The organism is Vibrio sp. M260118 (genome assembly GCF_036533755.1).
Lineage (GTDB): Bacteria > Pseudomonadota > Gammaproteobacteria > Enterobacterales > Vibrionaceae > Vibrio.
In genome coordinates this window covers 1-26,813 of sequence record NZ_JATABG010000012.1, presented here as the reverse complement: position 1 = coordinate 26,813, position 26,813 = coordinate 1, and the positions used below count along the sequence as shown (strand labels likewise).

The 26,813-nt window shown below is 45.8% G+C and carries 27 protein-coding genes; 10 read left to right on the top strand and 17 right to left on the bottom strand.

Going from position 1 to position 26,813, the window contains the following annotated elements; genetic code table 11:
• From QTO00_RS01885 to QTO00_RS01860, 6 genes are all read right to left on the bottom strand, one after another.
• Positions 1-425 (bottom strand): restriction endonuclease subunit S (locus QTO00_RS01885; RefSeq protein WP_331422622.1); only part of this gene is annotated, 425 nt, incomplete at its 3' end.
• A complete protein-coding gene (locus QTO00_RS01880; protein ID WP_331422621.1) occupies positions 425-1,999 on the bottom strand; it encodes a class I SAM-dependent DNA methyltransferase in 1,575 nt (524 codons plus the stop codon). The genes QTO00_RS01885 and QTO00_RS01880, both read right to left, overlap by 1 nt.
• 164 nt (positions 2,000-2,163) lie before the next feature.
• Positions 2,164-5,631 (bottom strand): type I restriction-modification system endonuclease, encoded by a 3,468-nt coding sequence (gene hsdR, locus QTO00_RS01875; protein ID WP_331422619.1) that lies wholly within the window; start codon positions 5,629-5,631, stop codon positions 2,164-2,166.
• A 134-nt stretch (positions 5,632-5,765) separates the two neighbouring features.
• Positions 5,766-5,999: an AlpA family transcriptional regulator gene (locus QTO00_RS01870; RefSeq protein ID WP_331422618.1), complete on the bottom strand. Its 234-nt coding sequence runs from the start codon at positions 5,997-5,999 to the stop codon at positions 5,766-5,768.
• A gap of 69 nt (positions 6,000-6,068) precedes the next feature.
• Positions 6,069-6,761: a hypothetical protein gene (locus QTO00_RS01865; protein ID WP_331422617.1), complete on the bottom strand. Its 693-nt coding sequence runs from the start codon at positions 6,759-6,761 to the stop codon at positions 6,069-6,071.
• Positions 6,761-6,952 carry a helix-turn-helix transcriptional regulator gene (locus QTO00_RS01860; RefSeq protein WP_049845329.1) on the bottom strand — a complete coding sequence of 64 codons (192 nt, stop codon included), beginning with the start codon at positions 6,950-6,952 and terminating at the stop codon, positions 6,761-6,763. The genes QTO00_RS01865 and QTO00_RS01860 overlap by 1 nt, the downstream gene beginning before the upstream one ends.
• 319 nt (positions 6,953-7,271) lie before the next feature.
• Here QTO00_RS01860 and QTO00_RS01855 point away from each other — a divergent pair, with 319 nt between their 5' ends.
• The 6 genes from QTO00_RS01855 (at position 7,272) to QTO00_RS01830 (ending at position 10,311) form a co-directional block, all read left to right on the top strand.
• Positions 7,272-8,060, top strand: a complete 789-nt coding sequence (locus QTO00_RS01855; protein WP_331422616.1) for a hypothetical protein — start codon at positions 7,272-7,274, stop codon at positions 8,058-8,060.
• 392 nt (positions 8,061-8,452) lie between these two features.
• Entirely contained in the window at positions 8,453-8,914 is a 462-nt protein-coding gene (gene radC, locus QTO00_RS01850; protein ID WP_331422615.1) for a RadC family protein, read from the top strand.
• Entirely contained in the window at positions 8,911-9,087 is a 177-nt protein-coding gene (locus QTO00_RS01845; protein WP_331422614.1) for a DUF2787 family protein, read from the top strand. The genes radC and QTO00_RS01845 overlap by 4 nt, the downstream gene beginning before the upstream one ends.
• A gap of 22 nt (positions 9,088-9,109) precedes the next feature.
• Complete coding sequence (locus QTO00_RS01840; protein ID WP_331422613.1) at positions 9,110-9,361, top strand: DUF2787 family protein; 252 nt, start codon at positions 9,110-9,112, stop codon at positions 9,359-9,361.
• A gap of 37 nt (positions 9,362-9,398) precedes the next feature.
• Positions 9,399-9,842 (top strand): DUF2787 domain-containing protein, encoded by a 444-nt coding sequence (locus QTO00_RS01835; protein WP_331422612.1) that lies wholly within the window; start codon positions 9,399-9,401, stop codon positions 9,840-9,842.
• A 187-nt stretch (positions 9,843-10,029) separates the two neighbouring features.
• Complete coding sequence (locus QTO00_RS01830; protein ID WP_331422610.1) at positions 10,030-10,311, top strand: hypothetical protein; 282 nt, start codon at positions 10,030-10,032, stop codon at positions 10,309-10,311.
• Between the two features lie 68 nt (positions 10,312-10,379).
• Here QTO00_RS01830 and QTO00_RS01825 read toward each other — a convergent pair whose 3' ends face one another.
• Together QTO00_RS01825 and QTO00_RS01820 are read right to left on the bottom strand one after the other, a co-directional pair.
• Positions 10,380-11,087 (bottom strand): inovirus Gp2 family protein, encoded by a 708-nt coding sequence (locus QTO00_RS01825; protein WP_331422609.1) that lies wholly within the window; start codon positions 11,085-11,087, stop codon positions 10,380-10,382.
• A gap of 309 nt (positions 11,088-11,396) precedes the next feature.
• Positions 11,397-12,908: a hypothetical protein gene (locus tag QTO00_RS01820; RefSeq protein ID WP_331422608.1), complete on the bottom strand. Its 1,512-nt coding sequence runs from the start codon at positions 12,906-12,908 to the stop codon at positions 11,397-11,399.
• 205 nt (positions 12,909-13,113) lie between these two features.
• Here QTO00_RS01820 and QTO00_RS01815 point away from each other — a divergent pair, with 205 nt between their 5' ends.
• Together QTO00_RS01815 and QTO00_RS01810 are read left to right on the top strand one after the other, a co-directional pair.
• Entirely contained in the window at positions 13,114-13,821 is a 708-nt protein-coding gene (locus QTO00_RS01815; protein WP_331422606.1) for a hypothetical protein, read from the top strand.
• Between the two features lie 515 nt (positions 13,822-14,336).
• On the top strand, positions 14,337-14,747 hold the full coding sequence (locus QTO00_RS01810) for a hypothetical protein (protein ID WP_331422605.1): 411 nt from the start codon (positions 14,337-14,339) through the stop codon (positions 14,745-14,747).
• A 129-nt stretch (positions 14,748-14,876) separates the two neighbouring features.
• Here QTO00_RS01810 and QTO00_RS01805 read toward each other — a convergent pair whose 3' ends face one another.
• The 3 genes from QTO00_RS01805 to fabR form a co-directional block, all read right to left on the bottom strand.
• Positions 14,877-16,136, bottom strand: coding sequence for a tyrosine-type recombinase/integrase (locus QTO00_RS01805; RefSeq protein ID WP_331422603.1), 1,260 nt, complete (start codon positions 16,134-16,136; stop codon positions 14,877-14,879).
• A 283-nt stretch (positions 16,137-16,419) separates the two neighbouring features.
• Entirely contained in the window at positions 16,420-16,803 is a 384-nt protein-coding gene (locus QTO00_RS01800) for a YijD family membrane protein (RefSeq protein WP_331422601.1), read from the bottom strand.
• Entirely contained in the window at positions 16,803-17,444 is a 642-nt protein-coding gene (fabR, locus tag QTO00_RS01795; protein WP_038209859.1) for an HTH-type transcriptional repressor FabR, read from the bottom strand. Before fabR ends, QTO00_RS01800 begins: the two co-directional genes overlap by 1 nt.
• Before the next feature lie 289 nt (positions 17,445-17,733).
• Between fabR and sthA the strand changes: the two genes are divergently transcribed.
• A complete protein-coding gene (sthA, locus tag QTO00_RS01790) occupies positions 17,734-19,164 on the top strand; it encodes a Si-specific NAD(P)(+) transhydrogenase (protein ID WP_331422600.1) in 1,431 nt (476 codons plus the stop codon).
• Positions 19,165-19,237: 73 nt separating this feature from the next.
• Here the strand turns inward: sthA and dinF are convergent, their stop codons facing one another.
• The 4 genes from dinF to QTO00_RS01770 form a co-directional block, all read right to left on the bottom strand.
• A complete protein-coding gene (dinF, locus tag QTO00_RS01785) occupies positions 19,238-20,575 on the bottom strand; it encodes an MATE family efflux transporter DinF (protein ID WP_331422598.1) in 1,338 nt (445 codons plus the stop codon).
• A 41-nt stretch (positions 20,576-20,616) separates the two neighbouring features.
• On the bottom strand, positions 20,617-21,429 hold the full coding sequence (locus QTO00_RS01780) for a class I SAM-dependent methyltransferase (protein ID WP_331422623.1): 813 nt from the start codon (positions 21,427-21,429) through the stop codon (positions 20,617-20,619).
• Between the two features lie 89 nt (positions 21,430-21,518).
• Positions 21,519-22,139 carry a transcriptional repressor LexA gene (gene lexA / locus QTO00_RS01775; RefSeq protein WP_331422596.1) on the bottom strand — a complete coding sequence of 207 codons (621 nt, stop codon included), beginning with the start codon at positions 22,137-22,139 and terminating at the stop codon, positions 21,519-21,521.
• Positions 22,140-22,248: 109 nt separating this feature from the next.
• A complete protein-coding gene (locus tag QTO00_RS01770; RefSeq protein WP_331422594.1) occupies positions 22,249-22,611 on the bottom strand; it encodes a diacylglycerol kinase in 363 nt (120 codons plus the stop codon).
• A gap of 204 nt (positions 22,612-22,815) precedes the next feature.
• On the opposite strand from QTO00_RS01770, the gene plsB reads away from it, so the two are divergent.
• The gene (gene plsB / locus QTO00_RS01765; protein WP_331422593.1) at positions 22,816-25,251 is read left to right on the top strand and encodes a glycerol-3-phosphate 1-O-acyltransferase PlsB; all 2,436 of its coding nucleotides are present in this window, start codon (positions 22,816-22,818) and stop codon (positions 25,249-25,251) included.
• A 43-nt stretch (positions 25,252-25,294) separates the two neighbouring features.
• Here the strand turns inward: plsB and ubiA are convergent, their stop codons facing one another.
• Positions 25,295-26,149: a 4-hydroxybenzoate octaprenyltransferase gene (gene ubiA / locus QTO00_RS01760; protein WP_331422592.1), complete on the bottom strand. Its 855-nt coding sequence runs from the start codon at positions 26,147-26,149 to the stop codon at positions 25,295-25,297.
• The gene (locus QTO00_RS01755; RefSeq protein WP_331422590.1) at positions 26,150-26,689 is read right to left on the bottom strand and encodes a chorismate lyase; all 540 of its coding nucleotides are present in this window, start codon (positions 26,687-26,689) and stop codon (positions 26,150-26,152) included.
• Positions 26,690-26,813: the final 124 nt, after the last annotated feature.

The window sequence follows — 26,813 nt, the reverse complement described above, 5'->3', positions numbered from 1 at the left end:
CCACTAATATTCTTTACCACCCCTCCTACAGCTAGACTATTAAACTGATCAACTACGTACCTTGATGAGAGTAAATGATAGAAAAAGTCACGGTTGATTTGTTTAGGGAGACGAAAAACAAACCATCCATCATGTATATAGCCAGAGGTTCCCATTATATATGGGCGACCAAATGACATTGAGTTAGACAAAATAAAGTCACCAACATCTACAAATCGGGATTTGAGCGCACCTTCTTTAGTAATTTTTTCAGCAGTAGAAGTGATTAGCTTTTTACCTTTCTTTGCATCACCAATCTTTATCCAATTCACTCCTTCGCTGCTAGTTGTTAAAAAATTCTTTATTGGACGTGGAGAGCTTCCTCGCTCAACAATAACTAAATTTCCCAGAGTGTTCTCCGCCCACCCGTTCGGCAACTCGCTCATCAATCAACCTCCGGCGCATCGATCAAACCAAAGGCTTGCTCTAGCAATTGCTTTTGTTGCTCGGCTTCATCATTTGCACCAAGGCTTCGCATTAGTTGGTAAATCTCAGACATGGCTTCTGTTAGCTCCGCCATCGCTTCGCCCGCTAATACTTCTGGTTCAGGCAAGTTTTCTGCGCTGGTAGCTTCTAGGTCTTTTAGCCATGAGATATCTAAGCTGTCGCCTTTAATATCACGGATATATTCGCGGCTAAACTTCTTCCAACGGGCGCTGTCGCTTGTTTGCTCTGCTTCACTTTCTACCTCGCCTAGCTGCTGCCATACGCCTTCGGTGCGTGGTGATTGTCCGTTAGCATCTTTGCCATAAGCCTTGATGAAGCTTTCAAAGTGCTTTTCCGTCAGTGGGCGGCGCTTACCAAAGGTGTTCATGTTGGTGCGCATATCGTACACCCATGTCTCCTTGGTGCAGTTTTGCTCTTGTTTGTCGTTTTCTGGCGTGCCTTTTTGGAAGAACAACACATTGGTTTTCACTCCTTGAGCGTAGAAGATACCCGTAGGCAAGCGCAAAATAGTGTGCAGGTTACACTTGTGCATCAGGTCTTCACGCACCTTTTGCCCTACACCTGCTTCAAACAACACGTTATCTGGCAATACCACAGCGGCGCGGCCACCTGGTTTTAGGTGACGGTAAATATGCTGCAAGAAGGCTAACTGTTTATTACTGGTTTCAAACGTCAGGTCATCGCGAGTTGGACCGCCACCACCTTTCGATGTACCAAATGGCGGGTTAGAGAGAATTAACTCAACTTTCGGAAGCTTGGCGCCTTCACCGCTCAACGTGTTGCCTTGATGAATCGCCCCGTCGTCTTCACCTTCAATGCCATGCAACAAGCAGTTCATTAGTGCTAGGCGGCGTGTTGAGGAGACTAGCTCCATTCCGTTGTAGGCTTTGCGCTTTTGGAAGTCTCGCTCATCTTCGCTTAAGTCATACAGATCATCAGTTGCCGCTTTAATAAACTCGTGCGCTGCAATCAAGAAGCCTGCTGTACCAGCGGCTGGATCTTGAATGGTCTCACCTGCTTTGGGTTTAACCAGCTTAACGATGGTGTCGATCAGAGGGCGCGGCGTAAAGTACTGACCTGCGCCGGATTTGGTTTCGTTCGCGTTCTTCTCTAACAAGCCTTCATACAAATCGCCTAGGCCATCTTCACGGGCAGAGAACCAGTCTAACTCATCAATACGAGTGACCAGTTGGCTAAGGTGCTTTGGCTCTTTAAGGCTGGTTTGCGCGCCAGCATAAATTGCCGCTAGAAGCGGATCATGGTGTTTTCCTAAATCAAGCAACATTTGACGATAGTGGTCGTACTGTTTGATACCCGTTAGGCTTGTAATATCTTGCCAGCGACATCCTTCTGGCAGAACGTGAGCGGTTACTCCTGCTTCAGCCTGTTCGGTTTCCATCTTTATAAACAACAGCAGTACTAGCTCGGTTACGTAATCGGTATAAGTGATACCGTCATCACGTAATACGTCACACAGCTTCCACAGTTTTTGTACAATTTCGTTGTTGTTCATTTTGATTTTCCGTCTCTTCCAACCACTCGACTTAGTAAGCCATTTCGTAGTAATAATTTGGGGTATTCATAAATAATGAGGCTGAGTGTACCACTCAGCCTATCGATTAGCTTTTCACTAAATAACACTAGTGTGGCGTTTGGTTGAAATACCACCAGCGCACACTAGCTTTGCTGCTGCCAAATGTGTTCTGACAGTGTGTCTAACACATGCTCAAGCTGACCGCCTAAACGCTTATCCAGCCCTTTACTACCGCCATCTTGTGCAAAGCTGCGATTGATATCGTCAGTCTGTAAGACAATCTCTTTCTTTAGCTGTTTAGCAATACGTTCTAACCACTTCAGTTGTGGTTTCGTCCAAGAGTGCATGGCGTAGATACTGTCCATAGCGATATCAATGCGCCTCTCATACGGCACCAATGCCTCACCCAGTGCCGCTCGGCGGATATGCCCGACAATCGATGCAGCAATATCTCTGTTAGTGGTTTGCTTCCAGGCACTTTGCAGATCCGCTTCTTTAAACTTCTCTTGATCGAGCAAAATACGAATTTCTTTTAACTGAGCGCGAGTCAGCTCCTTTGGCTTGTTGACCACAGCTTTGAGAGCGGCATTATTATTGACATTATCTTTAATAAAGCGCTCAAAGGCGGTGAGGTAATCTTCTGGCCTGCTGTAGGCTGCGAAGTTCTGCTCTCTTATCATGAACTCATCTTTGTGCTCAGATATCACATACTGTTTACCACCATTAAGCATACTGCGCACGCTTTCGACGCGATTGGCTAAGTTGCCATGTTTTGCCAGCATTTGCGCCGCTTGTTGCGGGCCTGCTTGATGCAATTGCTGGTGAATTTTATCCGCTGGACAACCCCACTCGGCTTCAATGCTTTCTAGCTCTTGCTTGAGTAGCGGGTCTTTTTCAGCTCTGGCTTGCGCTTTACGCATCACGCGCATCACTCTCTGACTCAGCTCATCAAGGGCATCATCGGCAAAGCTTCGACCTTCTGCGCTGCCAGGCAAATCTTGATTGCTCTCATCAGAGACTTCATCAATCAATTGTTCAATTTTGATGTTGGGCCTTTTTACCACAGGCTTCATGGTGTTGACTTGCTCTAATGTTGCGTACAGATCAACAGGATCAAAGATTCTAAAGACAGTTTTACCTATCTCATCACAGCGACGTGTGGCACGGCCAAGCATCTGCTCATACAGGATGCGCGACTTAACACGGCGCATAAAGACTAAGTTGCAGATCTCAGGCACATCGATACCCGTTGTCAGCAAATCGACGGTAATCGCGACACTAGGGAAAGTTTCGTTTTTGAACTTACGGATGGCTTCTTTGACTTTATCGGTACTGCCTGTGATTTTTTGTACTGCATGTGCGGGCACATCATCGCCATAGAGATCTTGGAACGCCTCAACCAATAGCCGCTCTACACGGTCTGCGTGTTGATCAGTGACACAGAAAATCATGGTTTTCTCTTGCCCTGTTGGGTCAATATCCGCTGCCAGCGCCTCACATACCGTGCGATCAAAGCTTTCATTAATGACAGTGCGGTTGAAGTTCTCAACATTGAAGTTCAGCTCATCTTCCAGCTCGACGCTACTAACCTCACCCGAGAGGGTATCGACAACATCCACCTCTTCACCCCGCTTAAACTTGATACCCGCTTGATTGAGTTTGGTTTTGTAGGTAATCGGTGTTTCGTGGTCAATCAGGTAGTCTTCCGCAACCGCTTCTGGGTAAGAATAGGTGTAAACAGGGGGGCCGAATATTTCTGACGTATGCGCGGCTGGGGTAGCGGTTAAGCCGATTTTCACAGCATCAAAGTAGTCCAGCACTCGACGGTAACTAGAGCGGAACAAGTTAGGATCTCGCGCCACCAGCTCGGCTTCACCCAGTTCTTGGTCTAGTGTGTAACCTCGGTGCGCCTCATCAACAATAATACAGTCGTATTGGTCAACGGGCAGAATTAGCGCATTTTCATCGTCATTGTCTTTCTCTTCAAACAGACGTTTCACCATCGCTTGTACGGTGGCAACATGCACGCGTGTTTCTGCTTCTGGCAGCTTTTCTGCCATCTCTTTGATGTCGTAGATTTGCGTGAGTGACTGGTTTTGCTCCAATCGCGTTTCAGTAAACGATTCCGTTGCCTGATCGCCCAGCGATGAACGGTCTACTAAGAAGAGAATGCGCTTAAATCGCTCTGCTTTTAAGAAGCGATAGAGCAGGCCAATGATAGTGCGTGTTTTACCTGTCCCCGTTGCCATCGCTAACAAACATTCACGTTGGTTTTGCGCCAAGGCTTCTTCAACCGCTATCACTGCCTTTTTCTGGTAAGGACGTAAACCCAGATACTCAAATGGCTCCTTCGCCATTTCCTGCTGAGCTTTTTGGTGGTCTCGGTGTAACAAATCCAATAGACCAGGCGGACTCATGAAGCTTTGACAGGCGCGCTTGGCGTTGGACGGTAAGCGACAATCTCGGAACCAAGTGCCGCTTTGCTCCTGCATCTGACGCAAGAAAGGTTTTCCGTTACACGCAAAGACAAAAGGCAGCTTGTAGCTCTCTTCTCCTTCACAGCCCCGCCACGGGTTATCTTTACCTGCCTCTAGCCATGCTGGCTTAATTTCCCCTTCGGGCAAGGTGATATTGCTAGGGTCAAATTGACGGCTGTAGCGCTCTGCTTGTGAGATAGCGCCGGATACGTTCACTCGCTTGCGTTTGGCTTCTACCGCTGCCACAGGCGTTAAACCAACAAATAGGATGTAATCGGCGCGATGCTGATTGCCCTTCATTTCCCACTCAGCAATCGCCATGTTGCGACCTTTTTCTGGGCGAACACCTTTGCGATAATCAAGGGTAACTGAATCGGCCTCCCAGCCTGCATCTCTCAGTTGTTGGTCTATGATGAAACGGGTTTGGTCTTCTGTTAGATCAATCCGGCTGTTTTTAAGAATTTCGACACGCTGTTTAAGGGTTTTGGCTTGCTGGTCATCGGCTGTTTGAACTTGTTGGCTTTGCTCGCGTAGCTGCTGCTCAAGCTCATGGATTCGAACCTGCGCCTCTTTGAAGCTTTCTTCACTTTGAGCCTCTAAAAGAGAAATTTGGCTTTGTCTAAGCTGGTACTCTTCACTCTTTTCCGATTCTAGCTTGGCAACAATCGACTGAAGCCTTTCAATCTCTTGCTTTGACTGCTCAACCAAGGCATCGTCATTTTCTGGCTGTGGTGGGATAAAACGAGCTGGTTGGAAGTTGGCTTCACCTGTCTTTACTCGATAGTAAATTGCCGCCGCTTTATGGGATATCTCAAGAGCGTGGCCCGCCGCGACAGGGTTATTGTAATAACCGTGTGCTGCTTTATTGCCGTGCTTACGAAGTGCATGGAATATTGCCAACCGCTCATCATCCAACAAACCTCGACTACCCAGCTCTTTAAGTTGGTCGAAGGTGGATAAATTGGGTGTCAGGTTGACTAATTCTGCAATGAAATTAACGATTTCTTCGGAGAGCAAGCGCACTTTAAATAGAGTGGTATGCGGGTCTTGATGTAGATTGCGCTCAGCCGATAGCGCAATTGCGTACAAGGTATCGTTAACACCCTGTAAAAAATCAAAATTTGACGAAGCCATGGACGTTCCTGTGCCAACTGAAACTGTGAATCAGTTTACACTAGGTAGTTATTTTTTAGCACTTTTCGTCTAAGTTTTGAGAGATTATTGGACACTCAGCAAACAATGTGCCGATACGGCAGCAACAACACCCTCTATTGATAATTCGATAACCTATCAAGAAAATGGCGAGTGTCATGATTCAAGGCAAACTCACTGCCAGCTTGAAAGCCCTCAAGCCATTCTTCAATCTCACTTTCTACCCAACCAACCGCTCGCTCTCCAATCTGCACTTGAACGGGGAAGCATCCCGCATTGATGAGGCGATAGATCCCCGATCTGCTGAGGCTTGTTTTTGCTTTGACTTCGTTTAAGCGAATAAAACGCATGATAAATTCTCCATTGTCGTTGGCATGAAGCTTTGCTCTAGACAAGGCCAAGAGCAAAGCAGTGCGCTGTTACTTGTACTGACGGGTTTTAGATTCATTGAAGCGCGTTCGGTGCGTCTGAAAAGTCGAGCGCAGAACAAACCTGGCTCTGATATTTAACTCTGTCAGCTGGCTTAAGTACTTAAAGGCGACTCGTCGGTTGAATTGCCCCTCTTCGGTTCTTTTATCCAGAATGATGAAGTTTTGGTGGTCGTTAAAAGTCACAAACCTAGTTGGCCCCTCGAACTGCAAGTTAGCAACTTCAGACCAGGTTGCGCGAGCCGCCTCTTCAATACGCCGCCTCAGCGCGATTAAGTCATCCTCCCCTAGAGCATCCAAGTTAAACAGCACCGCAACTCGAAAACACAGACCGCCACGCTCTTGATCTTCGAGCTTCGAAAACGCGGTTAGCTTGCAACTCGGCTTGGCTGTTTCATTCTCACCAAGCCAGCCGTTTACTTTCATTTGCATCAGAAGTAACCATCGATTTAAATGATCAGAACTAGGCTCAATGCCCTGTGGAATACCACTTAAGCTCACCCGTACCATCAGCGCTCTTGGCGTATGTGATGAGTAGCGTCGAAATCGTTCATAGCAGTTGGACAACGCCTCTAGGCTTAGCTCGTACTGGTCTGTTGCTACTTCAAAGAACTCGAAAGTCGATTCTATATATGGCTTCTCACTGCGTTTTGATAGCTTGGTTGTTATTATTCGATACTCCATCACACGCTCCTTGCATCACGTTGTCTGATCTTCGACATCATCCAGTCATTGATTTCATCTTCATTCCACGCCACGGTCCGCGCTCCCAGCGAAACGGGCTTTGGGAAAGTGCCTTTGTCACACATGTTGTAAACCTGCGCTCTACACAGCCCAACCTTGTGCAATACCTCGGGTAGTCTGATCAATCTCATTGAAAATGTCCTTGCTGTATTCATCTCAGAACAAGGGCAAGAAGCGTTTTTTTGTCCATAGAGATCCATTAACGTCTCTAGCGGGCATGGGCAAGGGTATTTGTCGAAATAACTGATTTTCAGATACTTAATATCAAAGCGAGCACCTTCGATATTAAGGATCAATACGACAAAAATTCACTTAACGATATCGGATCCGGCATCCAACTCCGGTTCATCTGAGAACCTACCTCTAATCAATCCTGTGCATAGCATCAGATACCCAGCCTACTAGGCTCATGGGTAGGACCTTGCTTTGCCTGAATAAGTGAAAATGACAATGGCAAAACACCGTAAACCCAGTATCGCCGATGGCATTTCGTTTGCCTTCGAGCTGTATAAGCGCATACCAGTTCGGCGCAAAATCACTGCATCCGAGCTACAAGCTCGACTAGAGGAAATCAATCTTGAGCGGGACATTCGTACCATCCAGCGTAACCTGGATGTGCTAGTCCGCTATTTTGATGTAGAGAAAGACACCAGAGATAAGCCGTACGGCTACTCTCGTAGAAGTAACAACAAGAGAACGATAGGAGCCAGAGAAGCCATCATATTGTCACTGGCTGAAGAGCAGCTAAGGCAGGTACTGCCAAAGGAGTTGATGAGCGCGGTTGAATCAACCTTCACGGAAGCCATGATTCAACATGCACCACTCAATGATGAAACAGATTTACTCGCACCCAAGAAAGTCCATACACAAACCACCAGCACACCGCCATTAGCTATAGAGAGCAGCGTTTTCGAAAATCTCTGTATCGCCCTTTATCACAACCGAAGAGTGAGCCTGACAATCGAGCCTACTTCTGGAGCAAAACACGATATCGTTGATGCTATCCCCCTTGGCTTACTCGCCAGTGACCATACGCTGCTGTTAGTGTTTCAGAGTGAGTCATATTCGAAGGTCCAATACGCACCACTCAATGAGATTCAGCGGTTGCATGTTTCGACCTATAGTTTCACCTACCCCGAAAGTTTCGACCTGACGCGATATCACATCAATGAGCCCAACCAACAGAACAACCACAGCTCGCCACACCCACTCTCCGATTTTTCCATCAAGCTCAACTAGCCAATCCCATCCGGCACCCGTTGACTAGGTGAGTGATAGCATCGTTCTGCTTGTACAGGCACCCCGCTTTACCTTTGAACTAATAGGCCAGTCATGAATGTTCTATAAGGCTAAGGTATTGATGTAGCTCGGCTCTGCGCTGAAATTTGCGCGAAAGTTCATTTGCTTATTTAACTCCAGAGTGAAAAGCTCAAGCGCGATAAAGGAAGGCAGCCTTGCTCAGCAAAGAGCGGCTATGACGCGGGTAATATCTGGCTTTAATTGGTCAGGTGCATAAGAGAGGTGGAGACGGCCGTCTCCACCTTTTCTTATCCGCTTACCGCTCGATTTAAAAACATTTCACATACATATCATCGTTGTGCATTGCCTAGCTGATAGAAGGAGGACACGGCATGTACGACTATGAATTGACACTCCCCACCGCCGCCAAGCAGATACTCGAAAAAGCGGCTGAAATCCTGGCTGACACCTACCTGCGCGGCGACACCTACTCCAACCCAGACAAGGTAAAAGAGTACCTACGCTTCAAACTTGGAGGCCTTGAACGAGAAACCTTTGCGGTTATGTTGCTGGATAACCAAAACCGACTAATTGACTACGTAGAGCTATTCTACGGCACTATCGATGCAGCCAGCATCTACCCACGTGAAGTAGTAAAGCTCACGCTCAAAGAAAACGCCGCATCTGTCATTCTTGCCCATAACCATCCATCTGGAATAGCTGAGCCGTCCCAAGCGGACAAGCACATTACTGAGCGTTTAAAGCAAGCTCTCGCACTAGTGGATATCCGAATATTGGACCATATCATCATTGGTGAAGATTCGGTCTCTTTCGCTGAAAGGGGGCTGCTATGAGTCAAACCAAACCACACCCGTTGCTGGTGCAATACCTGCAAGCGCTTGTCAGCCAACTAGCCATTCCTGCTAATGCAAAACGGATCGTGCTTAACTTTCGCGTTCACAGCTACTACCAAAGCAGAAAAGGCTTTCACCCACTGGAGATTCAGCTAGAAAAAACAAACAAATGATTGCAGCCCATTGTGGCGCATTGTGTTTATTGCCAGCTTCTCATACCCCGACGAACAGGCCAACAATGTGGAGGTTGAGCTGTACTTTAACTTCTTGCGAAGCTGGTTCTATCAACCTGATATCAGCCGATGTGACCTACATCAACCTAAAGTGACTGAGCTCTATGCTGCGTATGAGCGTTCCGTGATGAAGCAAATAAACGAGTCTGGCTTTGATGATATTCGAGCGTCACTAGTCAGCGTTCAATCTCAGCAACTCGATCACCAACGCTAATCCAACTTTCCATTCAAACGACTCGAAGGAGTACCTCATGACTACCATCAACAGTACCAAAATGCAGTTCCATCGCTGCGTGTTACCCATCTCTGATGCTTTCTACAAGGCGATCATTGAGCAAGTGCAAAAGACAGCGACTGACAATGTGCCACGTTCGTTCACGCTGAACTACCGCGACACCAGCTACAGCAGCGAAGCTGGTGGCTATCATCCAGTGGAGATTTCCATCACGCAAGGCAGTGATGATAAATGGCACATCAACTACATCACAGACTTCGCTTACTTTGGCCTTAGTTACCCAGAGCTAGAGCGTGATATCGACTTTGATATTGCAAACCAGATGGCCTTTGCGACGGGTATTGGCTGGCAAAAAATAAACAGCTCTGGATTCATCGAGCTCTACCGCGCCTGGCAAGCGAACTTTTTGGCTTATCTGGATATGGATGCCTTCGATAGCATCACCGTGAACGCAAGCTAGACCAATCGTAAATAAACAAGTCTTGCAAGCATATTATTAAGAAAAAACGTCTTTTTTCACATTTCGACAATTACACCCACCACAACCCGACTTATCCCATACGGCACCCACTGCCAGAACACCCTGTAAATTCAAACTAGCACTATGCAACACATCCGTGCTGCATCCCTAACCTTGAGGAAATATCATGAGAATCACTACCCTTGTATCCGCAACACTACTAGCTTTATCCACCAGCGCTGCGGCCTCTGACGCCATTCAGCAGTTGAGTGTAACCAGCATCAAGCACACGCTGAGCCCGCAACAGATTCAAGCTGAGCTAGATAGCTGGTATCAGTCTGAACTAGCAAACGTTGATGAGGTAGCTAACCGCATGAGTGACCGTGTGCCACTTATCGTTCGTAAGCAGCAAGCCAAAGACAAGCTAGAGCAGCAGTACGCAAACCTTAAAGCAGATTTCGGGCTTTAAGGTGAGTAAATCAGGTGCGCAAGTAGTACCTGATTTTTTTGCCCTTTCGCACACTCTTAGCGACGAAGTTATCCCCCGCGACTGCTACCGAATTTCTTGGTCCGGTTACCAAAGCACTTGGTCTCCAGCTTGCATAGATAGCTCACACGCGTAAATACCCGATTAAACTGCGCATCAAACTCTTCAGAATTGCGATCGAGGTAGAGCACTGGCGGATCATCGGTCTCTGTACGTTCACTCTTTTTTTTGCCTACTGCAAAATGCACCAGCGTTGATACCTCCTCAACAGGACGCTTTAAAGCACTGGCATACGCTTCGATAATCATGCTGCCCATGCTGTCTTTATCAGACTGATAATCTCCAAATCCCCTGTATACGTCTTTGTTAACAAACAGAGCAACATGATAGTGCGACTGATTCGACTTATTGATCTCTTTTGCCCACACGTAGTAAATGTCTGTCAGATGACGCAGACTGCGGTCCTTTCGCTTACGTTTGCACCTAGCGTGACTCTTCGCCCTTAATGATTGAATCGCTTTGCTTATCACGTCTGTATCGTACTCTGAAGGGTAATCTGGACAATCTGGTTGCTCTGGTAAGTGTAGGTCAAATCGAAACATACATACTCTGGCATAACAGCCAGTAGTAAACCTCATGACACGCAGCAGTGCTGCTAAGTAATCCTGCCCCATGCTGTAGTCAGGTAACACATCATAGCCCTGATAAGTGGCTCCGTGATGTTCCTTCGGTAAGTATTGCTTGTTGAATTTCTTCATCTTGATCCTCCTGCTCGACATAGCAGTTGGATCAGGTTTATTTTTTACCATAATCAGCCAGTCACTATGGACTGGCTATACTTGATTACTGTCTTACTTATAAGCTCTCTTAGAGAGAGCTATTAATGTTATTAATTAGGGATCGCTACTAATATTACCAAACCGAACTTTCGCGCATCACGATGCCCCATCAAACGTGGCGATGTAAGATCCAAAATCGTAAGGTTTGTTGATGTGGTCATTTGAGAAAGTGCTCTGGAATAAACTTGCCAGACAAGGGGACAGGTCGACTCGATTTGTTTTCCATCTTCACTCAGCAGAGCCTCGATCTTTATGGGCTCTTGGCATAGCTACCAACGCGCTATTGAGGTCTATAGCCCTGACGGTCTTTACCACCTCATTTTTTGAGGTCACCACAAAATCATGCTCATTGGCACTTGCTACCATGCCTGAAGCCTCATCGTGTTTTTTATCTTCCAACTCCAAGTGGCTGTAGGCTGAATCATTCGCTCCTTTGGCCAAATACTCAAAATTGGTAACAAGCGCTTGGTATTCAAATACCGGAAGCAAGCAGCAATGTGTAAAGTCAGCATCATCCGTGACCAAAGTCATCAAGTATTTGAAACGTCTCGCCACTGTCAAAGCTTGATTAAGACACACCACCATCAACGTCCGAAACAGGTTTAATGGGGTCGCTTGATCAAACTCGCTGACAGATATCATTTTAGCCAAGGGCCACTGTTTGAAATCAGCCCAACACGAAGTGGGGATCGATGCCTTCATTCGCTCTACAGATATCAACTCTAGCAGTTGTTTTTTATCCTCTTCTCTTTCATCAGCATTCAGAAAATCGGTATCATCGATATCATCAATGTGGTGGTTTAAAAAATACGTCGCAATTTGATACAGCATCAACTGATAGCGATCGTGCACATACAAAGCTACAGAGCGATTTTTTTCGTCGCTATTGGTAGTAAAACACCCCAACAACTTACCGATATTAGGTAGCATATCGAACGGATCCAAAAGTGGGTATCGGCGGGCTTTACCACTCGCTATATCATGATTATTGTCAGGGTAAATCGAGCTTGCTACTTCCATCAGCGCAGAGGCTTCGGTTTGCTCTGTGGACCTAACAATAACTGGTACATGGACCTTGTAGCGTTTGAGTACTTTCGCTCTATCAGAAAAAACCGGATGAGTGTAATTTAGGTAAAACACGCCTTTCATCTTTCCGAAGAGGTAACTATCAGCCCCCCCAGGAAAATAAATTTGCACTAGACCAGCCTCAATAAGTGTATCTAGCTGCGATTTGAAACGGCTACCAGATATTCGCCCCATCAGCTGGCAAATTTCCGCTCTGGAGAGATTGTTAACGCACCCGTACCTATCCGCATTGAGGGCTAATATGGATAGGAACAAGCGATGTGAACTTCTTAGCTGCATTACCTTTGGGAACGGCGAGTCTTTTTGTTTCCGTCGAAAGCTCAGCGAACTGTCATTGCTCAAGATTCTGTTAATGGCATCATCATTCTGGAGTAGTTGATTGAACAATTGTCTGTGTTCAAGATGCTCCACTAATGCCGAGTAAAACGTGTAGCAATTTCTCCCCTTCCCTCTGACTTTTGCACCTTCGGATATGCGCAACACATCGTGCTTTTTGAGCTTAGCGATCAAGTTGTATACGGCCTTTCTCGACGCAAAAAGTACTTCCGTCATGTCCTTCATCGATATCTCGAACTCCCTGTCGAAACCAAACTTTCGGGCAATGGATACCAACAAAATAAACTCTTCTGGTTTTAGTGATAAATGCACTGTCATTTACCTTTTTCTTTATTTATCGGGGATCTAAACAGGTCAGATAAGAGAACATAACATGTATAAAACATGTTTACTAACATACAAACGGTATATGCATGAGCTTAATCACAGATAGATTTTTTGTGATTGGTTAACCTGTAAATGCCCTACAAAATACAACCATGAGGTGTCCGTGCTTAGAGAGCCAAAACAAGAAAATCCTAAGATGAAAAAGAGGCTGGCTTGGATAGATATTGATGACGAACGTCAAGTCAACTGGTTAGCTCATTATCTAGCTAAAGGACGTTGGTCAGCACCAGAGACGTATCGCACACAGAGAGATTACGTAGAAGCTTTCCTAAGAGATGCTAAGACATGGGCGGAAAATGGCGATAAAGGCCATGCGGCCCGAAACAAGATCAAACAGTTCAAGGCGGCATGGTCGATCTGGGACAAGCGTCACCCAGAGAATGAAGATAAATCTACCTGGGAAGGCCATTACACCATCTCACGCAAAGCGAGAAGCGAGCTTAAGAGGCTTGCCAAACGAGAGCAACGGTCATTCAGCTATGTAATTAACCTCTTACTGGAAAAAGCTGACGAAATCGAAAAGCTTCAACGCCAACTTAGAAAATTAGAGCTGCGAGGGTTTAAACTAGATACGGGCTTTTTAGCCACACTATTTTCAAATGACATCGTTACCGAACAAGTGGCGTTAGCAACTCAGCACTTAGAGCACGAATTAGCGAAAGAACGAAAAGAAAATCGCTTCAATAACCAGGATAAAGAAATCGCTGAGCTCAAAGCCGAGAATCAACGTATCGCCAAAGAGCTGGAGTCTATGACAGCAAGAGTGGAAGCAGCAGAAGCGAAGCTAGCAGACCCTGAAAAGCTCTTGGAAGAGCTCACCAGCCCAAGCAGTACCTCTGTATAGGAAGCCGTTAATTGGATTAGTCAGGACGTGATCTGCTAGTTCACCAACAGCGATGTAGTCAGATCTGAAAGATTACTCTAGGTCGCTTTTGCCCCGAAATGAGTTAGCTCGCTTTTCTATCACACTTCAATAATCTTTAATTTGACTAAGTTTTTCTCACCTATGTAACATAATTCATCTAGATAGCGATTCGCTCTTGGACTCAGTTTTTAGGGATACTATGAGTTTAAAAATAACCACACAAAAAGTTGACACTTGGAAGAAGCGTATTCAAAAAGATGGCCTCAAAGGTTCAACATACCTTTGTCAACAAGGTGGAAAAGTCTGGGTTTCTGCATCGGTAGATCACCAAACTGTATGTCTTAAAGTTTTGGGCAAAGACTCTGGAACAAGCTCTCTGGATAGTTACTTGCGATGGGATGATGTTAGTTCATCCGACCTAGTTGAGCTTCTATTTCAAATAGAATTGACGAAGTCATAAGTCGAAACTCAGGCTTATCTAGCAAAGGGGCGCTATGAAAAGAGTAAAAAATGCAAGATACCCGTATTTTCTGAGGCAAAATGAGTCTCTGATCAGTCGCAATACCAAATGCTTGTTTTTCAATTTGTGGGATACGATGACAGGAAATCGGGACTACATCGGATTGGATTATGACGATTATCGACGAAACTGGTTTAATCAAAATATGCGTGTTAACCATAGGGACAATTTGATTAAGTCGCTTAGCCCATTCCTAGAGCACAGTAGGGTACAAGACGCACTAGACACGCTGGCTCAGTCAGATGACTTCAGTGTATCTAGTGATGAAATGTATCTAGTGTGGAAAAATGTTTCTGAAACGATTGATGAGATTTGCCGATATAACGCAAAGCATCCGTTAGTTGAGGTGGAGCGAGAGCTAGCCAGAGCACATAGTTCAAGATGAACTCTACTCGCCTTTATTGAGTGCAGCCAAGCAAAAATTAGCTCCAAAAATCCGCATCTTGCTAATTTAGTAAAGTCTATAATACTTTCGTCCAGATGCGTGCTGACGGGGCATGTAACACGAAATTACTCAGCTCACGCTCTTCTGTTCCCAAGGAACCACGTTATCAATAGTCAGTTCTTGTAGCTTCTCACCCCAGGCCTGCAATACAGCCAGTTGCTCATCAAAGTAACCGTGGTGGTTGTATACATTCAACATGCCCGGAAGCTGGTGGCCTACCGCTTTTTCAATAGCGATAATATCAAGCCCCATTTCACTACAGCGACTGATGAAGGTACGGCGTAAATCATGAGGCGAGAAGCGCTCCACGCCTTCTGGAAGATTTCGTTTGATTAAAGCACGCACGGCGGACGCTTGCTGGACCTTATCAGCCGTAACTTGAGGCCACACCAATTTCCATTTGCGCGGTACGTTTTTACGCTGCTCTTGTAATAATTCGATGAGATAATCACTTAATGGTATTTCGCGGCTATCTTGGCTCTTAGTGTGCCGCTCCTCAGAGCTAGCTGGCAATGTCCAAACTCTGTTGTCAAAATCTAGCTCACTCCAACGCATCTCAAGTACAGCGCTAATCCGCTGACCGCTTCCAAGCAAGAAAGAGAATAAACCGATATTGGCAGGATCTGTACGCCATGTGTCTAGGCTCGACAACAGTATCTTTAGCTCCGAAAAACTAAGATTTCGTTTGGTCACTTTCGAACCACCGCCAACATCTTTTGCTTTCAATTGCGGCGCTGGATGGGCAGTGAGCATGTTTAACGCCAAGGCATGATTAATAACCTGATTGATGATTTTATGGCAGACGCCGATTGCGCCAGCCATACGCTTTCCTTGCTTGTCCACTTTAGCATCAAAGACTCTGTTGAGATCTGCGATGTTCAAGTCTGCTAACTTAATAGCGCCGATAAATGGTTTGATATCTCTCAGGTAGACAGCTCTCGATTGCTCTCCACGCAACTGTTTAGATAAGCGCTTCTCATCGAAGCTTGCAAATGCATCATCAAACGTCTTAGCTTCATCCTGTTCACGACGTTCTCTTGCAAGCTCTTCTTTCGGATTATTGTTATTTTCCAGCCAACTACGATACCGCCCAGCTTCTAGTCTTGCTTGTTCCAAAGTCATACCCGTTTCTGGCTTAGACTTTATGTATCGCCCCATTGATATTTTTTCGTGCTTCTTGCCCACCTGATAGCGAAACGTCCAGGTCATGGTGCCAGTTGGCCGAACTCGAATATTAAGCCCTTCAACTTTTTTATCTGGAATTAGGTATTCTTTATCTTGTGGCTTCAGCGCTTGCAAGGTTGCATTGCTATTAATTCGCTTTGTCATGATAACCAACCTTCTCGAATTCTGGGTACGGCGTGGGGTACGGCGACAGGTGAGTTTCTATTGTATCTCCTGAAACACCACTGGACAACCAAGCACAAGCAAAGCCATTAATATCAACACATTAGCCATCAATTTGGGACGTTAATAGACACCACTGGATTCATCACATCATTTACCCACCATATGGAAGCCGGTGTTCTACTCGAGCGTAAAGCTTAATCCTTGATTACATCCATTAAAAAACGAGCCAGATGGCTCGTTTTTTTATTCCTAAAAGCAGCTATTAAGATTCTGCTTTAGTTGGTGCAGTTAGAAAGCCCAACTTTCTTGCTACCCAAAGCAGCAAGCCTAGCGTAATAAAGATCGCTAACATGTTCGAACCTGCATCTGGGTACTGTGCTTTAATAAATGCGGAGTGGCCGAACGCACCGACAAAGAAACAGGCTAAACCCACTAATGGGATATCTTCTGATACTGGGTTCGTTAGGTATTCTCGATATAGTGCTTGTACTGACAGTACGAGAGCAATCAATGGAAAAATAGAGAAAGAGACTTCACTCATGGTTAGCCATGACAACATAGCATCACCACACATACCAGCGATTAACGCTAGCACCAACGTTTTCTTCTCAGAGCCACGATTAACTTGGTTTATTTCATTCGACATTAATCTATCCCACCTTTTAATCGGTTACGTTCACGTTCTTTGCGATACCAGAAAGCCCCTTTGGCTATCATTCGCAATTGCATAATTAGACGTTCGGCGAGTTCATCGCGTTCACGTCGATTTAAATCTAGTGCTTCAGCACCTGAACTAAATACTAGCGTGACCGATGCTTCCGCTTGAGTGAAAGCTTCGTCACGATCCATACCGGTACTGATCAAATACTCTGTCATTTCAGCGACAAAATGCTGCATTTCTCGGGCGACTGCCGTACGAAATTCAAACGAGGTTCCTGAACGTTCACGCAACAGCAAGCGAAAAACGTTAGGGCTACTTTCGATAAATTCCATAAAGGTCTCTACCGACGTTCGAATAACACTGCCCTCTTTAACTATACGTTGGCGTGCTTGGCGCATTAACTGGCGCAGCAGCAAGCCGCCTTCATCGACCATGGTCAAACCCAACTCATCCATATCTTTAAAGTGACGATAAAATGAGGTTGGAGCGATACCCGCTTCTCGAGCGACTTCGCGCAAACTCAGATTAGAAAAGCTTCGGTCTGCGCTCAACTGACTGAATGCAGCATCAATCAAAGAGCGACGTGTTTTTTCTTTTTGCTGAGCACGGATTCCCATGGATTTCATAGTTGTTTTTCTAGTTTCCTTTTTACGACATTCACTAATATACAACGATTGACCTAAGGAAATAAGCCAAAATTTAGCTCTGTTTATGTTTGGAGATTATTTAGGTCATCTAGCCAAAATCAAATCGCAATTAAACCTTGTTGGCTTGATTTTACAATCAATCCCCTGTCAATAAGAGACATTACACATGCGCTTTAATCTATTTGCTTGATTCTACGTGATCTCTACGACTGTCTAGTATGCTTTAGGTGTACCCACTAGCGGAATCAGTTAAAATCTCGCTAAAGCAATGTTAAGACTATATAACAAGGAAGAAACTATGGCGCAGAGTAACCACTTTGATGTAATCGTTATTGGTAGTGGTCCTGGCGGAGAAGGGGCTGCAATGGGATTAACCAAAGCGGGCTTGAACGTTGCCATTGTAGAAAAGGAAAGCAGTGTCGGAGGTGGTTGTACCCACTGGGGAACCATACCATCTAAAGCATTGCGTCACGCAGTCAGCCGTATTATTGAGTTCAACAACAACCCGCTGTTCTGCCACAACAACACTAGCCTTCACTCCACCTTTTCCAATATTCTAGGTCACGCAAAATCAGTTATCGATAAACAGACTCGACTGCGTCAAGGCTTCTATGACCGCAACCAATGCTCATTGATCTTTGGTACCGCGCGCTTTATTGATAAATACTCAATTGCTGTGATGCAGAGTGATGGAACTGAAGAGACCTACAGTGCCGATCGCTTCGTTATCGCAACAGGCTCTCGCCCATACCAACCTGACAATGTCGACTTTATGCATGAACGCATTTACGACAGCGACTCTATCTTGAGCCTAAAACACGATCCGCGCCATATCATCATCTATGGTGCTGGGGTGATTGGCTGTGAGTACGCCTCTATCTTCCGTGGTCTTGGCGTAAAAACTGACTTAATCAACACCCGTGATCGCTTACTGGCTTTCTTGGATAACGAAGTATCCGATGCGCTGTCTTATCACTTCTGGAATAGTGGCGTCGTGATTCGCAACGACGAAACGTTTGAAAAAATTGAAGGCACTGACGATGGCGTTATTGTCCACCTAGAGTCAGGTAAAAAAATGCGCGCCGACTGTATTCTCTACGCCAATGGCCGTACGGGTAACACAGATAAACTCAACCTGTCTGCTGTTGGCTTAGAGGGAGACTCCCGTGGGCAACTTAAAGTTGATGGTAATTACCAAACCGAGGTTGAGCATGTTTACGCTGTTGGTGATGTGATTGGCTATCCAAGCCTCGCAAGCGCAGCTTATGATCAAGGACGTTTTGTCGCTCAGGCGATAACCAAAGGTAAGGCTGACGGCAACCTAATTGAAGATATCCCGACCGGTATCTATACCATTCCAGAGATCAGCTCTGTGGGCAAAACCGAGCAAGAGCTGACAGCGGCGAAAGTACCCTATGAAGTAGGCCGCTCTTCGTTTAAACACTTAGCTCGCGCCCAGATTGCAGGTAAAGATATCGGTAGTTTGAAGATTCTCTTCCATCGCGAAACCAAAGAGATACTCGGTATTCACTGTTTTGGTGAGCGTGCTGCAGAGATCATTCACATCGGTCAAGCCATCATGGAGCAGAAAGGGGAAGCGAATACCATCGAGTACTTCGTCAACACCACATTCAACTACCCAACCATGGCAGAAGCCTACCGTGTAGCCGCACTCAATGGCCTTAACCGTCTTTTTTAAATAAACCATCAACCAATAGAAAGCCGCGACCATTACCAGTCGCGGCTTTTTAGTTGATATGCAATTCTTCCAGCTAGGCCAAAAAGGTATTTTGCCGCCATTGTATCGTTAGGGTGATAGCTAAAGTTATGCCACGCATTGCCATGAAACTTAACATGGCCAACCACAAAGCATGGTTACCTAGTCCTTGCGAAGCATAGAAGACAGCAAAAAATGTACAGGTAGAGAAGAACATACTATTGCGCATCTCTTTACCCTTCGTTGCTCCAACAAAGATACCATCAAACAAAAAACACCACATAGAGACTAGCGGCATCGCCACCAACCAAGGCAAATAATCCATCGCCAGTGCATGGACACTTTCAATATCAGTGATCAAACCGATCAGATTCGATCCTTGCAGAGCAAATACGAGCGTCAACAAACCACAAATAACCAAGCTCCAGAAAAACGTTCCGATCAATGACTGATTAAGCTGCTCTCTGTCTTTAGCTCCAATCGCTTTGCCCACCATAGCTTCCATTGCATAGGCGAAACCATCCATACCATATGAAATCATCATCAAGAAACTCATTAGCACCGCGTTGGCGGCAACGATTTCATCACCAAAGCTGGCGCCTTGAAAAGTCATAAAGGTAAACGCCGCTTGTAGGCAGAGCGAGCGCAAAAAGATATCTCGATTGAGCTTCACAAAACGACTCAAACCATTGGTTGTATCTTTAAGTAAGTGGAGCAGAGACGGCAGGTTATCTTGGGTCCATTTACGCCATACGCAAATTAAGCCAAAACTCATCCCAGTGTAATCGGCGATGACAGAAGCCAGTGCAGCCCCTTCCACCTTCCAACCTAAGCCAATCACAAACAAGAGATCGAGAACAATGTTAGTGACATTGGCAATGATCACCATCCACATTGGCGCTTTAGCGTTTTGTGTTCCCAGTAACCAGCCGAGCAGTACGAAATTAGCCAACGCAGCAGGGGCACTCCAAGCACGAATAGCGAAGTACTGCGCGCCATAATGCTTCACCTGTTCACTAGCATCACTGAAGCTAAACACCCACTCGGCAATGGCTTGATGAAAGAGAAGAAACACAGCGGCGAAACCCAATGCCATAGTCATGCCTTGGCTAAAAACCAAACCTAGCTGATGCTTGCTCTCTGCCCCATAGGATTGAGCAGTAAGCCCAGTGGTCGACATACGCAAAAAGCCCAGTAGCCAGAAAGTCACGCTGATCATGGTACTACCGAGAGCAACACCACCTAAATACCAAGCATGTTCTAGGTGGCCAATAACGGCGGCATCCACTAACCCAAGCAGCGGAACCGTAATATTTGAGAGCACCATAGGGATAGCAAGCAGAAGCACTTGCTTATGTACAGCGCGATTGGCAAGGGTGTGAAGAATTTGCACTTTGTCACTCTAGGATGAATTGAGCAACAAGTGTAACTAGATTACCAGCGAAGCTGAACCAGTACTGGGGTTAATCTTTGCTTTAGGAAGTTAATCTTTGTCAGCCAGCGCTGCCAAAGCTTCCAGCGACTGCAGTCTCGCTCAAGTGGAGAGTAAGTTTTTGCCCAGCGCGCCCAAGGAAGATAACCGAGCATAGCATCCCCGGGGGCACTGTAGCCATGAGCATATTGTCCAGCGCCCATTTTCTGACCGAGCTTGGAATGGCTTAGGTCTCCGGCCAAAACGACACAAGCGCGTGCAGAATCAAAATGACAGCCTAACGCTTGAATAAACTTAGCTACTTGGCGTTGACTACAATCGAGTAAAGCGTGCTCGCACACTATCATCACGGGTGTTTTTTCAGGGACAGGGAGTTGCTCTAACCAGCTGATATCGTCAACGCTACCGCATACATGATGATAGCGTTCGCTACTGTGGAACAACTTCTGACGCCAAAGTAGATTTTCAGTCACATCTAACTCTAGCCAGTTACAACGACCATTATCGACGCGATAAAAACGTGTATCGAGACCCGCACCGACGTTGACGATCCAACCATCAGGGTTGCGTTTAATAAAAGTAGAGACTTGCTGATCACACAGTTGAGTTAGCGTGACATGAAGGAGTTGTTTCTGGTCAATATCACCAGAGAGGCATTCTGGAGCCAATTGGCAGCGCTGACAGGCACGCGCTGCAATTGGATCGTAAACCAAGCCATTATCAACCAAACTTTCTCGGCTACGAAGCCATAATGGCTGCAATAAATTAGCAGGGATTTGATAGCGATGTTTAGCTGATGTGTGATCGACGGCCATTATCATCTTCCTTCCTTAGCCAGAAAGTAGATGATAATGAATATCAGTTACAAGATCAACAGGTGAGAATAGATCTCAAATAGCAGTTATTACATCCAATCGGTATTACGAATAATACCCACGGCCAAGCCTTCGATCGCTAAGTGTTGGCTGGTTAAGTCTACTTTGATCGGCTCAAACTCTTCGTTTTCCGCATGCAGCAGTACCGTCGCACCTTTACGTTCAAGACGCTTAACAGTTACGTCGTCATCTACACGAGCAACGACTACCTGACCATCGCGAACATCTTGGGTTTTATGCACAGCGAGCAAGTCGCCATCCATAATGCCGATATCTTTCATACTCTCGCCATTAACGCGCAGTAAGAAATCGGCTTGAGGTTTGAACATGCTTGGATCGACTTGGTAATGTGTCTCAACATGCTCTTGAGCCAGAATAGGTTCACCAGCGGCCACTTGACCGATCAGAGGCAAACCTTCGTCATCGTTGGCCGCATCTTCAAGTAGAATGCGGATACCACGAGAGGCTCCAGGGATAATCTCAATCGCTTGCTTTCGAGCTAGCGCTTTAAGGTGTTCTTCAGCAGCATTTGCTGAACGGAAGCCAAGTTCACGGGCAATCTCAGCACGTGTTGGTGGCATACCAGTGTCTTCTATTTTGCTTTTGATCAGATCAAAAACTTGTTGTTGGCGGGGCGTTAACGGCTTCATAAGTCACCTGTCTTTTTATACAGTTAACTGTGAGTATATCCAGTAATTGTACAAATGCAAAGCCAATTGCTTACTTTTTAGTGAGTTAGCCATTTTGACCGCTATTTCGTCAGAAAATAAGGATCTCTACCCACACATAACCAGTGAGTAACATGCTCACCATCACCGCAGCTGAACCTATATCTTTGGCTCGCCCAGCCAGCTCATTATGCTCTGTTCCGACTCGATCTACCGCAGCTTCAATCGCACTGTTAAACAGCTCCGCAACCAGCACTAGTACCACTGTGGCAATCAAAAGGACTCTCTCCCATTGGTTATCAGCGATGAAAAACGCAGCGGGAATCATAATTGCGGCGAGGATGATCTCTTCTTGAAAAGCTGGCTCATGTTTGAATGCCGCTTTAAGGCCCTGCCAGGAGTAGCGCGTGGCGTTTTTAATCCGTTTTAATCCATGAAGTGTTTTGTGAGGCAAGTTAAAATCTCTTTGTATTTTATTCAGATAGTTGAATGACTCAAAAATTGACGTTTTCCTAGTCAATAATCAGTAAAAGGTTAGACCAGTTTCTGGTATCCTTGCCCGCTATAAAAAATCGCACTTGAGCTCATTCCCACTTCTATTTTTGCAGAACTGGAAATGAGCTTATGCAAACCATCTATTTTTGAGGCTAAGAACCTTATGTCTTCTGGACGAATGTTATCGCGAACCCTACTAAAACTGCCAATGTCAGTGTTAGTTAAAGGGACCACTATTCCTTCAAATCCTATTGAAGATCATAGTATTGATGTAAACAAGCCCATTATTTACGCTTTGCCATACCGCTCTGCTGTTGATCTACTTGCACTGCAAAAGCAAGTGGTCGCTCTTGGACTACCCGACCCACTAGAGCCAGTCGAAATCAACGGCAAATCATTTAACCGTTACGTTTTTACCTCTGCTCGTAGCACTGTCATGGATAGCGACCAAGACGTTCCAAGTGCTTCAGTTACTTTATTCTCCGATTTGCTAGAGCTACATAAATTCGACTCTGAACTCGATATCCAAATGATCCCAGCAACCGTGCTTTGGGGTCGTAAACCTGGAAAAGAGTCAAAGCAGAAACCGTACCTTCAATCTTTGAATGGCCCGCAAAAAGCCAAAGCCGTGTTACTGTCTGGCCGCGACTGTTTGGTACGCATCAGCCCAGTCGTTTCTCTGCGCTATATGGCTGATTCACATGGCACAGATGCTTCTATTGCCCATAAACTAGCACGTGTAGCTCGAATTCATTTCTCTCGCCAAAAACTAGCGGCATCGGGGCCGAACCTCCCTAGCCGACAGGCTCTGTTCAAGCGCCTAATGAAGTCAAAGGCGATCGAGAAAGTCATCACCGATGAAGCGAATTCGAAAGACATACCCATTGAGAAAGTACGTAAAGAAGCGCACGCGATTATGGATGAGATCGCAGCCAACTTCTCTTACTCGTTAGTTAAGAACGGCGACCGTATCTTAGGCTGGCTATGGAACCGTATTTACCAAGGTTTAAACATCAATAACGCAGCGACTGTACGTAAGCTCGCGCAAGATGGACACGAAATCGTCTATGTACCATGTCACCGCAGCCATATGGATTACCTGCTGCTTTCGTACGTGCTTTACCATGAAGGTATGGTGCCACCGCACATTGCTGCGGGTATCAACCTTAACTTCTTCCCTGCGGGCCCTATTTTCCGTCGCGGTGGCGCATTCTTTATTCGTCGTAGCTTCAAAGGCAATAAGCTCTACTCAACCATTTTCCGAGAGTACCTAGCCGAGCTATTTGCTAAAGGCTACTCGGTAGAGTACTTCAGTGAAGGGGGACGCTCGCGTACTGGACGTCTACTTCAGGCCAAGACCGGCATGTTAGCAATGACAATCCAAGCAATGCTCCGCGGCCTAAATCGCCCAGTGACACTTGTTCCTGTCTACATAGGTTATGAACATGTGATGGAAGTAGGTACTTACGCCAAGGAGCTACGTGGCAAGCGCAAAGAGAAAGAGAATGCGAGTCTTGTTCTGCGTACAATTCGTAAGCTGCGTAACTTCGGCCAAGGCTATGTGAACTTTGGTGAGCCGATCCCAATTAATCAATACCTTAATGAACACGCACCTGAGTGGACGAAAGATATCGATCCTATGGGCTCGACCAAACCACAGTGGCTAAACCCTGTGGTTAACGGCCTTGCAACTAAGATGATGACCAACATCAATGATGCGGCCGCAGCTAATGCACTGACTCTGTGTGCGACCGCGCTACTTGCTTCGCGTCAAAGGGCCTTATCGCGCGACAGCCTAGTTAATCAAATTGATTGCTACTTATCTTTGCTTAAAAACGTGCCTTACTCTTCAACCTACACGGTCCCTGACCAAAGTGCCGAAGAGCTTGTTAAGCATGCTGAGTCACTAGATAAGTTTGTTATTGAAACCGACAGCATGGGTGAGATTGTCTCTCTTGATCGCAATCAGTCGATCTTGATGACTTACTACCGCAACAACATCATTCATCTATTAGCGTTACCGTCGTTAATTGCGCAGATGCTAGTGCGTCATCAACAACTCTCTTTAGAGCAGATCAAGCACAATGTGGCCTTGGTTTACCCATTCTTAAAGCAAGAGCTGTTCTTAAGCATTGATGAAGAGAAACTTGGAGAGCTCACTGAATCTTACATTGAAGAGATTGCTCACCAAGGTTTAGTCACAATTGATAGCGAACAAAACGTGGCGATAAACCAAGCAAGCACCCAAGTGCTAGTGCTACTTGGCCGTACGATTACCGAAACACTGCAACGCTACGCAATTGCCTTGAACTTGCTCGTCGCTAACCCTGAACTAGGTAAATCAGACCTAGAACAGAAGAGCCAAGATATCGCGCAACGTTTGGGCCGCCTGCACGGCATCAATGCGCCAGAGTTCTTCGACAAAGGGGTATTCTCTGCACTGTTTACAACATTGAAGCAGCAAGCGTACCTAGATAACGATGGCAACTGTGACAGTGACAAGAGTAAGGATCTGGCCAATCGCCTCTACTCTATGCTCTACCCTGAGGTGAGACTGACAATAAAAGAGAGTATCTGTCAGACAACCGACGCCAAATAGTCACTTCCGTATTAAAAAGGGCATCCAATGGATGCCCTTCTTTTTACCAAAATGCGATAAACAGCCCTATGGTGACTATCATGCCAACATAGTTGTTGTTGAGGAAAGCTCTAAAGCATAAATCTCGCTCACGATGACGAATGAGATGCTGCTGAAAAACAAACAAGCTGCCCGCAGCCAGTAAGCTCCAGTAGTAACTCGCTCCTAGCTGGTACCACGTACCTAGCGCCATGAGCATCGCTAGAGTTAATAGCTGCAAAGCTCCGATGATCATTTTGTCAAAGCGACCAAACAAAATAGCTGTCGATTTGATACCAATCTTTAAATCATCATCTCGGTCAACCATGGCATATTGTGTGTCATAGGCAACTGTCCACAGAGCGTTAATGGCAAAGATAAACCAAGTCATCATGGTAACTTCATTCGCTTGGGCTGCCCAGGCCATAGGGATCGACCAACTAAAAGCTAAACCAAGAAACAGTTGCGGCAGATGGGTATAGCGCTTCATAAATGGGTAGATAAAGGCTAAGAAGATCCCGCCAAAAGAGAGCTGAATAGTGAGCGCATTCATACTTAGAACCAGTAAGAATGAACTAACAGCCAACACCAAAAACAGTCCAATCGCCTCTTTAGAACTCACTCGGCCTGACGGTAGTGGGCGCTGCTTAGTACGCTTAACGTGACCATCGACTTTACGATCAGCGAAGTCATTGATCACGCAACCAGCAGCGCGCATAAAAATAACACCAAGCACAAACACGAATAGAACTTTTAGACTTGGCAGACCCTCAGCCGATATGATCAGAGCCCATAGCGTTGGCCAAAGTAACAATAAGGTCCCGATTGGCTTATCCATGCGCATTAGCTGCCAGTAGGCGACTGCTTTATCTGCCGTCATTTAAATGCTCTCCTTTGCATAAATCGGGGCGGTAGGAAGAAATAACTCTGCAACTAACATAGGCTTTTGGTTCATCCACAGTCGAGAGCGACGAGCCAATAAACGATGGCCATTAACCTCTACGATACCTACTTGCAAGGCATCACGTTTTACATCATTGGCGCTAAATACCGTCAAACCCAACGGAATCTCACCCTGCTGAGCCAAGTCATACTCTTGCCCCTGCATAGAAGACTGAGGGATTAAAGTTCGGCCCAACACCCAAGATTCTCCATCCCCTTTTAAAACGACTTTACGCAGTAAACAGTCTTCCAGAGTGAGTAACTCTTGTTCTTGTACGTTCAGTTTTTCAGCTCGAACGACTTTGTTATGCAGCAAGTCTACCGTTAACGAATCACAGTAAGACTCTAATAAACGTGACAAAGAGCCCTGTTCTAACAGCCATTTTTTTGCACTTTGAGTAAAAAAGCTAAAATGTTCCGGATGCTGCCAATCAACTTGGCGAAGAGCAGATAGATAAAGCGCAATAGGTTGATTCATACTAGTATTCAATAAGCAGCCTTATTGGCCTACAATAAAGCTTCGATCTTTTAATGTTAACCACCCCGCGGAGTGTTTAACGCTTTTTTATTACAATTAGATGCTCTATTGTAACAAGACTAAA

Bases quoted from the DNA above. Each gene is read 5' to 3' on its own strand.
- QTO00_RS01780 (WP_331422623.1), bottom strand. From the start codon at position 21,429: ATGGCCGTCGATCACACATCAGCTAAACATCGCTATCAAATCCCTGCT.
- radC (WP_331422615.1), top strand. From the start codon at position 8,453: ATGTACGACTATGAATTGACACTCCCCACCGCCGCCAAGCAGATACTC.
- QTO00_RS01810 (WP_331422605.1), top strand. From the start codon at position 14,337: ATGAAAAGAGTAAAAAATGCAAGATACCCGTATTTTCTGAGGCAAAAT.
- QTO00_RS01865 (WP_331422617.1), bottom strand. From the start codon at position 6,761: ATGGAGTATCGAATAATAACAACCAAGCTATCAAAACGCAGTGAGAAG.
- QTO00_RS01855 (WP_331422616.1), top strand. From the start codon at position 7,272: ATGGCAAAACACCGTAAACCCAGTATCGCCGATGGCATTTCGTTTGCC.
- QTO00_RS01835 (WP_331422612.1), top strand. From the start codon at position 9,399: ATGACTACCATCAACAGTACCAAAATGCAGTTCCATCGCTGCGTGTTA.
- ubiA (WP_331422592.1), bottom strand. From the start codon at position 26,149: ATGACGGCAGATAAAGCAGTCGCCTACTGGCAGCTAATGCGCATGGAT.
- plsB (WP_331422593.1), top strand. From the start codon at position 22,816: ATGTCTTCTGGACGAATGTTATCGCGAACCCTACTAAAACTGCCAATG.
- QTO00_RS01815 (WP_331422606.1), top strand. From the start codon at position 13,114: ATGAAAAAGAGGCTGGCTTGGATAGATATTGATGACGAACGTCAAGTC.
- QTO00_RS01830 (WP_331422610.1), top strand. From the start codon at position 10,030: ATGAGAATCACTACCCTTGTATCCGCAACACTACTAGCTTTATCCACC.
- QTO00_RS01860 (WP_049845329.1), bottom strand. From the start codon at position 6,952: ATGAGATTGATCAGACTACCCGAGGTATTGCACAAGGTTGGGCTGTGT.
- QTO00_RS01825 (WP_331422609.1), bottom strand. From the start codon at position 11,087: ATGAAGAAATTCAACAAGCAATACTTACCGAAGGAACATCACGGAGCC.
- QTO00_RS01805 (WP_331422603.1), bottom strand. From the start codon at position 16,136: ATGACAAAGCGAATTAATAGCAATGCAACCTTGCAAGCGCTGAAGCCA.
- lexA (WP_331422596.1), bottom strand. From the start codon at position 22,139: ATGAAGCCGTTAACGCCCCGCCAACAACAAGTTTTTGATCTGATCAAA.
- QTO00_RS01755 (WP_331422590.1), bottom strand. From the start codon at position 26,689: ATGAATCAACCTATTGCGCTTTATCTATCTGCTCTTCGCCAAGTTGAT.
- QTO00_RS01845 (WP_331422614.1), top strand. From the start codon at position 8,911: ATGAGTCAAACCAAACCACACCCGTTGCTGGTGCAATACCTGCAAGCG.
- QTO00_RS01800 (WP_331422601.1), bottom strand. From the start codon at position 16,803: ATGTCGAATGAAATAAACCAAGTTAATCGTGGCTCTGAGAAGAAAACG.
- QTO00_RS01870 (WP_331422618.1), bottom strand. From the start codon at position 5,999: ATGCGTTTTATTCGCTTAAACGAAGTCAAAGCAAAAACAAGCCTCAGC.
- hsdR (WP_331422619.1), bottom strand. From the start codon at position 5,631: ATGGCTTCGTCAAATTTTGATTTTTTACAGGGTGTTAACGATACCTTG.
- QTO00_RS01880 (WP_331422621.1), bottom strand. From the start codon at position 1,999: ATGAACAACAACGAAATTGTACAAAAACTGTGGAAGCTGTGTGACGTA.
- sthA (WP_331422600.1), top strand. From the start codon at position 17,734: ATGTTAAGACTATATAACAAGGAAGAAACTATGGCGCAGAGTAACCAC.
- QTO00_RS01820 (WP_331422608.1), bottom strand. From the start codon at position 12,908: ATGACAGTGCATTTATCACTAAAACCAGAAGAGTTTATTTTGTTGGTA.
- fabR (WP_038209859.1), bottom strand. From the start codon at position 17,444: ATGAAATCCATGGGAATCCGTGCTCAGCAAAAAGAAAAAACACGTCGC.